Origin of the sequence: Pseudomonas sp. Irchel 3A7 (assembly GCF_900187565.1) — a bacterium.
Lineage (GTDB): Bacteria > Pseudomonadota > Gammaproteobacteria > Pseudomonadales > Pseudomonadaceae > Aquipseudomonas.
Genome location: NZ_FYED01000019.1, coordinates 163,750 through 174,024, shown reverse-complemented (window position 1 = coordinate 174,024; position 10,275 = coordinate 163,750). Strand labels below are relative to the sequence as shown.

7 protein-coding genes and 1 pseudogene are annotated in these 10,275 nt (G+C 59.3%); 5 read left to right on the top strand and 3 right to left on the bottom strand.

Annotated features, from left to right (window positions below):
- The first annotated feature begins 196 nt into the window (after window positions 1–196).
- Window positions 197–1,342 (top strand): 4-phosphoerythronate dehydrogenase PdxB, encoded by a 1,146-nt coding sequence (gene pdxB / locus CKW21_RS27560; RefSeq protein WP_095197013.1) that lies wholly within the window; start codon window positions 197–199, stop codon window positions 1,340–1,342.
- A 168-nt stretch (window positions 1,343–1,510) separates the two neighbouring features.
- On the opposite strand, the gene CKW21_RS31590 is transcribed toward pdxB, so the two are convergent.
- Window positions 1,511–1,687, bottom strand: a complete 177-nt coding sequence (locus CKW21_RS31590; protein ID WP_170948753.1) for a PA1571 family protein — start codon at window positions 1,685–1,687, stop codon at window positions 1,511–1,513.
- A 251-nt stretch (window positions 1,688–1,938) separates the two neighbouring features.
- On the opposite strand from CKW21_RS31590, the gene CKW21_RS27555 reads away from it, so the two are divergent.
- Both CKW21_RS27555 and CKW21_RS27550 read left to right on the top strand, forming a co-directional pair.
- Entirely contained in the window at window positions 1,939–3,714 is a 1,776-nt protein-coding gene (locus CKW21_RS27555) for an ABC transporter transmembrane domain-containing protein (protein WP_170948752.1), read from the top strand.
- Window positions 3,715–3,782: 68 nt separating this feature from the next.
- Window positions 3,783–4,666 (top strand): annotated as a pseudogene (locus CKW21_RS27550) (Fic family protein).
- 72 nt (window positions 4,667–4,738) lie between these two features.
- On the opposite strand, the gene CKW21_RS27545 reads toward CKW21_RS27550, so the two are convergent.
- Entirely contained in the window at window positions 4,739–6,667 is a 1,929-nt protein-coding gene (locus tag CKW21_RS27545; RefSeq protein WP_095197011.1) for a transglycosylase SLT domain-containing protein, read from the bottom strand.
- A 214-nt stretch (window positions 6,668–6,881) separates the two neighbouring features.
- Between CKW21_RS27545 and CKW21_RS27540 the strand changes: the two genes are divergently transcribed.
- Window positions 6,882–8,801: an ATP-binding cassette domain-containing protein gene (locus CKW21_RS27540; protein WP_095197010.1), complete on the top strand. Its 1,920-nt coding sequence runs from the start codon at window positions 6,882–6,884 to the stop codon at window positions 8,799–8,801.
- A 185-nt stretch (window positions 8,802–8,986) separates the two neighbouring features.
- On the opposite strand, the gene CKW21_RS27535 is transcribed toward CKW21_RS27540, so the two are convergent.
- Complete coding sequence (locus tag CKW21_RS27535) at window positions 8,987–9,427, bottom strand: universal stress protein (RefSeq protein WP_095197009.1); 441 nt, start codon at window positions 9,425–9,427, stop codon at window positions 8,987–8,989.
- 104 nt (window positions 9,428–9,531) lie between these two features.
- On the opposite strand from CKW21_RS27535, the gene CKW21_RS27530 reads away from it, so the two are divergent.
- Window positions 9,532–9,969, top strand: a complete 438-nt coding sequence (locus tag CKW21_RS27530) for a hypothetical protein (RefSeq protein ID WP_095197008.1) — start codon at window positions 9,532–9,534, stop codon at window positions 9,967–9,969.
- Window positions 9,970–10,275: the final 306 nt, after the last annotated feature.

Sequence of the window (10,275 nt, the reverse complement as noted above, 5' to 3'; positions counted from 1 at the left end):
CTGGAGCACGATCTACATCACAGGCAAAAAGCCTAAGGAGCTGCACGGCTTCCAAGTCCCTCCCTCGATGATCAGTCGAGAACTATCGCTCCTGATGGAGCGATAGTCGAGATACAAGGAGCTGCCGAAGGGGATCGGTGCTAGGCGCTGGACGGCATCTGCGCCTACACTGCCAACCCCGCCAAAGGAGCCTGCCATGCTGATTGTTGCCGACGAAAATATCCCCCTGCTCGATGCCTTCTTCGAAGGTTTCGGCGAGATCCGCCGGGTGCCGGGACGTTCCATCGACCGAGCTACCGTCGAGCAGGCCGATGTGTTGCTGGTGCGTTCGGTGACCAACGTCAACCGCGCGTTGCTTGAAGGCAGCAAGGTGCGTTTTGTCGGTACCTGCACCATCGGCACCGATCACCTGGACCTGGATTACTTTCAGCAGGCCGGCATCACCTGGTCCAGCGCGCCGGGTTGTAATGCCCGGGGCGTGGTCGACTATGTGCTCGGCAGTCTGCTGACCCTGGCCGAAATCGAAGGCGTCGACCTGACCGCACGTACCTACGGTGTGGTCGGTGCCGGCGAGGTCGGCGGGCGGCTGGTCAAGGTCTTGCAGGGGCTGGGCTGGAAGGTATTGGTCTGCGACCCGCCACGGCACGCTTTCGAGGGTGGAGATTACGTCAGCCTGGAAGAGATCATCGAGCAGTGCGACGTGATCAGCCTGCACACGCCATTGAACAAGCGTGGCAATCAGCCGACCTGGCACCTGTTTGATGAAAAACGTCTCAAGCAACTCAAGACCGGCACCTGGCTGATCAACGCCAGTCGTGGTCCGGTGATCAATAACGCCGCCCTGCGCGATGTGTTACTGGAGCGCGAAGATCTGCAAGCGGTGCTGGACGTTTGGGAAGGTGAGCCGGAAGTCGATGTGGCGCTGGCCGAACTTTGCGTGCTGGCGACGCCGCACATTGCCGGGTACAGCCTGGATGGCAAGCAGCGCGGCACGGCGCAGATCTATCAGGCCTACTGCGATTTTGCCGGGCAACCAGCCCGGGTCAGCTTGAGCGATCTATTGCCGGCCCCCTGGTTGTCGCAGGTGACGTTGAACGCTGAAAGCGATCCGGCCTGGGCGCTGGCAATGTTGTGCCGTGGTGTGTACGACCCGCGCCGTGACGATGCGGACTTCCGTCGCAGTCTTGTCGGCAGCGTGAGTGAACAGCGGGCGGCGTTCGATGTACTGCGCAAGAACTACCCGTCGCGGCGCGAGATTGACGGGTTGCAGGTGCGGATCGACGGGGATGCGCCGCAGTTGCACAAGATTGTGGCGGCGTTGGGGGCAACGGCTGTCCAGTAACCGAGTTGGCCCCTTCGCGAGCAGGCTCGCTCCCACAGTGGGTCTGTGGCGCTGACTGATCTTCTGTGGGAGCGAGCCTGCTCGCGAATGGCCGCCCCACAAATCTTCCAGCAAACACCCATAAAAAACCCGGCCAACCAGGGCCGGGTCAAGAAGACGGTGGCTATATCACTTTTGTTCGGCAGGCTTGACCAATCGTTTTTCCAGGTCGCGGCAGGCTTTCTGGATCATCTCTTCAGTGATCGGTATTTCGCGGCCCTTCTCATCCACAATCGAGCAATCCAGAGACTCATCTCGTTTCGGGCGGATCACTGGAACGGTGACATCGCTGCTGTTTAAGGACATGGCCTGTCTCCTCATCAGGTTGTGTGCTTACTGTAGAACCGCCAGGTGACCGGGTCGTGACAACTCCCTGCGATCGTTTCATGGCGGCAACACCAGTCCACCAGAAATGCCGCCTCCTTGCCACCCGGACTTTAGACCAATAGCGTCTAGGCCCTCGTGTTTACGGTCATAATTAACCTGACTCATTGTGATTTACCAAGTTCCACTCCATTGAGCGGTGTAGGGTAAACCTGTCAATTGCTCCCATCTGGATGATGCCAATGCTCTCTGTTCGACACCGCCGTGCGATTCGCCTCGCCAGCCGTTTCATCGCGCCGTATCGTTGGCACGCTTTCGGTGCCTTGCTCGCGCTGGTCGTCACGGCGGGCATTACCCTGTCCATGGGGCAGGGCATTCGTTTGCTGGTGGATCAGGGCTTCATGACCCAATCGCCGCACCTGCTCAACCAGTCCATCGGCTTGTTCATGCTGTTGGTGATCGGTCTGGCGGTTGGCACTTTTTCGCGTTTTTACCTGGTGTCGTGGATCGGCGAGCGCTGCGTCGCCGACATCCGTCGCCAGGTGTTCAATCATCTGATTTATCTGCATCCGGGTTTCTACGAGAACAACCGCAGCTCCGAAATCCAGTCACGACTGACCGCCGACACCACGTTGCTGCAATCGGTGATCGGCTCTTCACTGTCGATGTTCTTGCGCAATCTGCTGATGGTGATCGGCGGGATCATCCTGCTGTTTATCACCAACCCCAAACTCACCAGCATCGTGGTGGTCGCCTTGCCGCTGGTGATCGCGCCGATCCTGATCTTCGGTCGCCGCGTTCGTAACCTGTCGCGCCTGAGTCAGGACCGGATTGCCGACATCGGCAGTTACGTTTCCGAAACCCTTGGGCAGATCAAGACCGTGCAGGCCTACAACCATCAGAGCCAGGACGAGCGGCGTTTTGCCGTGACCGTGGAGCAGGCGTTCGATACCGCGCGCAAGCGTATTTTCCAGCGGGCCTGGCTGATTACCCTGGTGATCGTACTGGTGTTGGGCGCGGTGGGCGTCATGCTCTGGGTTGGCGGCATGGATGTGATTGCCGGGCGGATCTCCGCAGGCGAACTGGCGGCGTTTGTCTTCTATAGCCTGATTGTGGGGAGTGCGTTCGGCACCTTGAGCGAAGTGATTGGCGAGTTGCAGCGCGCGGCCGGCGCGGCGGAGCGGATCGCCGAATTGCTGCGCTCGGAAAACATAATCCTGCCACCGGTCACCGATCGGGTGACCTTGCCCACGCGGGTGAAGGGCGATCTGCTGCTGCAGGATGTGCGTTTTTCTTACCCGTCACGTCCCGAAAGCTACGCGGTCGATGGCTTGAATCTGACAGTCAGGGCCGGCGAAACCCTGGCCTTGGTCGGGCCATCCGGTGCCGGCAAGTCGACGGTGTATGACTTGTTGCTGCGTTTTTATGACCCGGCTGAAGGGCGCATTTTGCTGGATGGTGTACCACTGACCCGCCTTGATCCATTGGACTTGCGTCGCTGTTTCGCCCTGGTTTCGCAAACCCCGGCGCTGTTTTTCGGCAGCATTGAAGACAACATCCGCTACGGCAATCCGACGGCGACCTTGGCGCAGGTTCAGGAAGCGGCAAAAATTGCCTACGCCCATGACTTCATCGAAGCCATGCCCAACGGTTACCAAACGCACTTGGGTGACGGTGGCCTGGGTTTGTCCGGTGGCCAGCGCCAACGCCTGGCCATCGCCCGGGCACTGCTGGTTGATGCCCCCATCCTGCTGCTCGACGAAGCCACCAGCGCCCTCGATGCCCAAAGTGAGCACCTGATTCAGCAGGCCTTGCCGAGCTTGATGAAAAACCGCACCACCCTGGTCATCGCCCATCGCCTGGCGACGGTCAAAAACGCCGACCGTATCGCGGTAATGGATCAAGGCAAGCTGGTGGCGGTGGGTACACATCAGGAGTTGATTGCCGGTAATGCGTTGTATGCGCGGTTGGCGGCGTTGCAGTTCAGTGATGGGCATGAGGCGGCGTGAAAGATGGCTGCTGTATGCAGCCACGATCGGGCATTATGTCGACCCGAGTTGCAAGCCTGGATGAGGATATGAGTCGCTATCAACCGCCGTTGACCCTGACCACGAAAATACTGGCGTTGATTGCCGAGATCAGCGAACAGATTGGTCAGCTTTCGGCTGGGGAAGACAGTCGGCAGACACCGCAATTGCGACGTGGCAATCGTAGTGGCGGCCGAACAGTCGAGCTGACCTGCTGCAGGCTCATAGGCTGCTGATGCACGGTTTGATTGATGACTTCGGGCAGTATCGTCAATCCGGCGTTGGTATCTACCGCGGTGAGCAACTGGTCCATATGGCGCCTCCCCCGAGTCGCGTTGGGCATCTGATGGATGATTTGTTGGCGTGGGTTGGCACTTCTGATTGGCACCCGCTGATTATCAGTTGTGTCTTCCATTACGAGTTCGAATTCATCCATCCCTTTGCCGACTGCAATGGACGTATGGGGCGGCTCTGGCAGACATTGATCCTGAGTCAATGGCGAGCAGTGTTGGCTTTTATGCCTGTCGAGGCAGTTGTTCGAGATCAGCAGGATGCGTATTACGCAGTATTGTCGGCGTCAGATCAGTTAGCTGAATCGACACCTTTTGTTGAGTTCATGCTTAAAGCGTTGAATCAGGCGCTGTCGGAAGCGATCGGTGGCAAATCAATGACCGACCAAGTAACCGATCAAGTAACCGACCAAGTAACGAAGCTGCTTTTGGTGTTTGGTGGCGGCAGCCCTCTCAAGGTCAGCGAGTTGATGGCTGAGGTCGGGCTGGCACACAAGGCGACGTTCCGGGCTAACTACCTCAAGCCGGCACTGGCGGCAGGTTTGATTGAGATGACTGATCCAGGGGCGCCCAACAGTCCTACGCAAAAATATCGCCTGACAACCCATGGCTATCAATTCGCTGCAGGGTTGAAGTCTCTGTAGACGTTTTGGGTACTCATGAAAATGCCCGCATCACACGATGCGGGCATTTTTAGTTAGCGCCTCATAACTGGATCACTGATCGTCAAAATACCGCTCATGCCAATCCACCAGCGGTTGTGGTGAGTTGAGTTTCTGGCCGTAGATCACCGAGTACGACAGTACGTTCTGCACGTACTGGCGGGTTTCGTCGAACGGGATGCTTTCCACCCACACGTCGAAACTCAAATGATCCGCGCCGCGCAGCCACTGGCGAACACGTCCGGGACCGGCATTGTAGGCGGCAGAGGCGAGGACACGGTTGCCGTTGAACTGGCTGTGGACCTGGCTCAGGTAGGCGGCACCGAGCTGGATGTTCTTGTCCGGTTCGAACAATTGCTGCGGCGACGCATAAGGAATGCTGAATTTGCGTGAGGTTTCCTTGGCAGTCGCAGGCATCAGTTGCATCAGGCCACTGGCGCCGACGCTGGAACGGGCGTCGTCCATGAAGGCACTTTCCTGACGGGTAATGGCGAACACCCAGCTCGAATGCAGGCCGCGATTTTTGGCTTCGCGCACCAGGGTATTGCGGTGAGCCATCGGGAAACGGATATCCAGATCGTCCCAGTACTGTGCCTGGCTGATGGTACGGATCGCCGGGAAATACCATTTCAGGTCATAGGCCAGTTTTGCCTGGGCGACCATCTCGTCGCGGCTGAAGTGCCGGCTGACGTGGTACCACTCGCGGCGACCGTCGACGATCTGCCCGCGTGCATGAAACTCCAGGGCGCGGCGTATGCCAGGGGTGTTGCGCACCTTGTTGATGGTCGCCGGGCTCAGCACCAGTGGTTTGTTGATCAGTGAATAGGGCGATTGCGAACGGTCGGCGGCGAGGAAGCCATAGAAGTCGCGCTCACGGGCAAGGTTCTTGTAGAGGGTTTGCGCTTCCGGATTCTGCGGCTGCGCCAGTTCCAGGCTGCGGGCCTGCCAGTAGCGCCAGCGGTTGGTAGTGGCGAGATCCTGGGGCAAGCGGCGGGTCAGCTGGTAGGCATCGTCCCAGCGGGCCAGGCGCAGGAGCAGGCGCAGGCGCCATTCGGACACGGTGTTGTCGCGCAGTTCCGGGTCGTACTTGGTCATCACGTCCAGCGCGCGGCTGTCGAAACGGCGGGCTAGGGTCAAGCCGATTTCCCGGGCGATCGCCACTTTTTCGTCGCGGGAAAAGTGCATGCTGCTGGCATAACCGTCGAGCAGCGCCATGGCCCTGTCCGGGTCCTGACGGGCCAGACGGCGCAGGCCAAGGCTGACCACATCCGACATCGGCTCGTCCGCCGGGGTAAAGCGCGAAGGGTTGTTGAGCAGTTCGGGTTTTTGCGCCACGTCGATCAACAGGCGACCACGGGGGGCGAGGGTGGTCAGGCCGTTGACCAGGCTGTTGGCCAGCGGGTAGTTGCGCGCCTGGGCGGCGAGTTTGGCGCGCTCCCAGCGTTTCTGCTCGGTCAATTGGCCTTCGGCGGCCCACATGCCGAACAAGGCGTCGCAGGCCTCGGGCTGGGATTTACCGGTCAGCCAGAGCTTGTTGGCGTTGGCGTAGCCTTCGGACTTGAGGTTGTGACTGATCTGGTACTGCGCGTTCAGGCAGTCCAGTTCAGTGAAATTCATTTTGGGGTCGTAATACCTGACGAAGGTCGCCCAGTCGCCGCGATCGGCCAGCCAGCGCAACCAGCGCAGCTTCATCCAGTTGGCCTGGGGCAGGTCGCCGTGTTCGGCGAGGAATTTTTCGATTTCGGCATTGCTCGCGGTTTTCAGTCGCGCGGTCAGCTCGTCATACGCCAGGTACGGCTCCAGCGGATAATCGGCCAGGGCCTGGCTGTATCGGAAATACGGGCCGGTATCGCCCTTGGCCAGGGCGCGCTTGGCTTCATCGTAATATTGGCGTTGGGTGGACAGGTCCACCGCCTGGGCGGAATGAACGGCAGCGGCAGATAGTAAAAAACAGGACAAAAGATTAAGAAGGCGACTGCGCATGAGACGTCCGGACAGAAAAACCATGACAAGTGCTGGCGATGCCCAACACTGAATTATCCGTAGCTTAGCCTTTTGCCAGCAGCGGGCGAAAGCTTTGCGGACCTGTCTGCATCAGTTCGCAACATTTGTAGTGCAGAGTGCTCCGACAGTGAAATTGCCGGCCTTCTGAAGCCTCGATTCAGGTAGAATGCGCGCCCGGTTTTTGGAGAAGCTCATGACCCTGCTCAAATTCAGCGATGTGTCCCTTGCTTTCGGCGCTATGCCGTTGTTGGACAAGGTGTCCTGGCAGATCGCCCGTGGAGAGCGGGTGTGCATCATCGGCCGCAACGGCACTGGCAAGTCCAGCATGATGAAGCTCGTCAAGGGCGACCAGAAGCCCGATGACGGCTCCGTTTGGCGCGCACCCGGGCTCAAGATCGGCGAATTGCCGCAAGAATTGCCGGTAGCCGACGAGCGGACAGTGTTCGACGTCGTGGCCGAAGGCCTGGACGGTGTCGGAGCGCTGCTCGCCGAGTACCACCATCTGAGCCAGAACATCGTCACCGACGCCGACCTGGACAAGCTGATGCACGTCCAGCACGACCTCGAAGCCCGCGATGGCTGGCGTTTGCAAACCCTGGTCGACAGCACCCTCAGCCGCCTGCAACTGCCGGCCGACAAGACCCTCGCCGAGTTGTCCGGTGGCTGGCGTCGTCGCGTCCTGCTGGCCCAGGCCCTGGTGTCCGAGCCGGATCTGCTGTTGCTCGACGAACCGACCAACCACCTGGACATCGGTGCGATCGCCTGGCTCGAAGAAGCGCTGAAGGATTTCCAGGGCGCCGTGCTGTTCATCACGCACGACCGTTCCTTCCTGCAAAACCTCGCGACCCGCATTCTCGAGCTGGATCGCGGCGGGCTGATCGACTGGAACGGCGACTACGCCAGTTTCCTCGTGCATAAAGAAGCCGAGCTGGCCGCTGAAGCCACCGCCAACGCGCTGTTCGACAAGCGTCTGGCTCAGGAAGAAGTGTGGATTCGCCAGGGCATCAAGGCCCGTCGTACCCGTAACGAAGGCCGTGTGCGTGCACTGAAAGCCTTGCGCGTGGAGCGTAGCGAGCGTCGTGAACGTACCGGCAAGGCCAACATTCAGCTGGAAACCGCCGACAAGTCCGGCAAGCAGGTGATGGTGCTCGAGAATGTGAGCTTCGCTCACCCGGGCGGACCGTTCCTGATCAAGGATTTCTCCATGGTCTTGCAGCGCGGTGACCGTATCGGTCTGCTCGGCGCCAACGGCACCGGCAAGACCACGCTGTTGAAGCTGATGCTCAGCGGCTTGCAGCCAACCAGCGGCAAAGTGGAAGAGGGGACAAAGATCGACGTCGCCTATTTCGACCAGTTGCGCCATCAGCTGGATCTGGAAAAAACCGTGATCGACAACGTCGCCGAAGGCCGCGACTTCATCGATATCGACGGCCAGAGCCGCCATGTGCTGAGCTACCTCGGCGACTTCCTGTTCAGCCCGCAGCGTGCCCGCACGCCGGTCAAGGCGCTATCTGGTGGTGAGCGTGCCCGTCTGTTGCTGGCCAAGCTGTTCAGCAAGCCGGCGAACCTGCTGGTACTCGACGAACCGACCAACGACCTCGACGTCGAAACCCTCGAACTGCTGGAAGAGGTCTTGCTGACCTTCAATGGCACTGTGCTGATGGTCAGCCACGACCGGGCATTCCTCGACAATGTGGTCACCAGCACCCTCGTCTTCGAAGGCGAAGGCCAGGTTCGCGAATATGTCGGCGGTTATCAGGACTGGCTGCGTCAGGGCGGTTCGCCGCGCCTGCTGGGCGTGACCGAAAGCAAATCCGGCAAGGCTGACCTGAACTCTGCTGTGGTCAAGGCCGAGCCTGCGCCGGTCGCGGCAGCTGTCGAAGCGCCGGTGGCGAAGAAGAAGCTCAGCTACAAGTTGCAACGCGAGTTGGAAGCGTTGCCAGGGCAGATCGAAGTCATGGAGCAGCAGATCGCTGCCGTGGAAGCGCAGATGGCGGATGCTGGTTTCTACCTGCGTCCGGCTACGGAAACCGCTGCGGTGATCGCTCAGCTGTCGCAGTTGCAGGCTGAACTGGATGTAATGGTCGAGCGCTGGGCCGAGCTGGATGCCTGATTGATCCGGTCATGAAAAAGCCCGGCGTTCAGTGATGGGCGCCGGGCTTTTCATATGCAATCTTCAGGCTGCTGTAGAGCCTGTGTGGGAGCGAGCCTGCTCGCGAATGCGGAGTGACAGTCAACAGACTCGTTGAATGTTGCACCGCATTCGCGAGCAGGCTCGCTCCCACAGGGGCAATGTTGTCAGCTTTTGTTTTGCAGGCGCACCGCCAGCACATCGCAAGGCGCGCCGTGCAGTACGTCATTGGCGGTTGAGCCAAGCAGCAGTGCCAGGCCATGCCGGCCGTGACTGCCGACCACTATCATGTCGCAACCTTGCTCCTTGGCCAGGTGGTGAATTTCCTGGCGTGGCTGGCCGTAGGTCAGGTGGCTGTATTCCTTGGAGAGCTCCGGGTATTTCATGATCAACCGGTCGAGGCGCTCCCTGGCCTGATCGAACTGCTGTTGTTGCAGTTGTGACAGGTCCATCGGCACGTCACCGCCAAAGGCCATGGCCATCGGCTCGACAATGTGCACCAGGGATAATTTCGCGCCATTGCTCACCGACAGTTCGCGAGCTCGGTGGATTACAGGGTCGCACTCTTCGGTTAGATCTACAGCGACCAGAATATGGTTGTAGGGCATGAGGTGCTCCTCCTGAGGATTGCAATATTGGTAAGTATGGCTGGTTTCAAGCGTATTGGTTTCAAAGTGACTGAATACGCCCATCAAGAATCGGGAGTACAGATATGACGGTCTGGATAGTGGTGTCAATCCTGCTGGTGGTGCTCAGCCCCCTGGCATGGTTGCGGCCGTCCCGCCACCAGAGTGGTCGGATGGCGCTGCGAATGGAGGCGCGGCGCATCGGTCTGGCCATGCAACTGGCGCCTCAGGAGTGGCCGCACTGGCTCGGCCAGGAACCGCCAAACCCGTGTGCGCAGTACCACCGGCCACGACGCGGCACCCAGCCTGCCTGCTGGAGTTACTGGCAAAAATCACCGGGTCTGTGGGTGAACCAGTGGCAGGAGCTTTGTGATGATCAAGTGCTGCTGAATCATTTCGAAAAATTGCCAGGTAATGTCTACAAGGTCGAAGCCGACAAACAAATGATCGCTTTGTATTGGGGCGAGAAGGGCGAAACCGCGGTGTTGCAGCACATCGACACCACCCTCAAAGCCCTCGCCTGAAACCGATTCCGACCCTCCCACGGAGACGCGCAATCGCTGTTTTCGCAGGCAATAAAAAGCCCGACAACATCATCGGGCGGGGGGTGGCCAGGCAGGCCGGTAATTCGGTTTGGGCTGATCTTACGCTTGGCGTTCGCCAAAAGCGTTCAAAATTTCCCTGAAGTTCCGCCAGCGTAGCCTGTTAAACGCAGGCTGCAGCTAATTAGGGCGACTTTTCTAAAGATTGATCCTATGAATGTGTCCACATGCAGCCGTGTGTTGCAGGCCTTCGTCTTACAGAAATGACCGCAAAGTCGCCTTTCAACC

What these genes read in the sequence shown, in the direction of transcription:
- pdxB (WP_095197013.1), top strand. Translation starts at nt 197, where the DNA reads ATGCTGATTGTTGCCGACGAAAATATCCCCCTGCTCGATGCCTTCTTC.
- CKW21_RS31590 (WP_170948753.1), bottom strand. Translation starts at nt 1,687, where the DNA reads ATGTCCTTAAACAGCAGCGATGTCACCGTTCCAGTGATCCGCCCGAAA.
- CKW21_RS27555 (WP_170948752.1), top strand. Translation starts at nt 1,939, where the DNA reads ATGATGCCAATGCTCTCTGTTCGACACCGCCGTGCGATTCGCCTCGCC.
- CKW21_RS27545 (WP_095197011.1), bottom strand. Translation starts at nt 6,667, where the DNA reads ATGCGCAGTCGCCTTCTTAATCTTTTGTCCTGTTTTTTACTATCTGCC.
- CKW21_RS27540 (WP_095197010.1), top strand. Translation starts at nt 6,882, where the DNA reads ATGACCCTGCTCAAATTCAGCGATGTGTCCCTTGCTTTCGGCGCTATG.
- CKW21_RS27535 (WP_095197009.1), bottom strand. Translation starts at nt 9,427, where the DNA reads ATGCCCTACAACCATATTCTGGTCGCTGTAGATCTAACCGAAGAGTGC.
- CKW21_RS27530 (WP_095197008.1), top strand. Translation starts at nt 9,532, where the DNA reads ATGACGGTCTGGATAGTGGTGTCAATCCTGCTGGTGGTGCTCAGCCCC.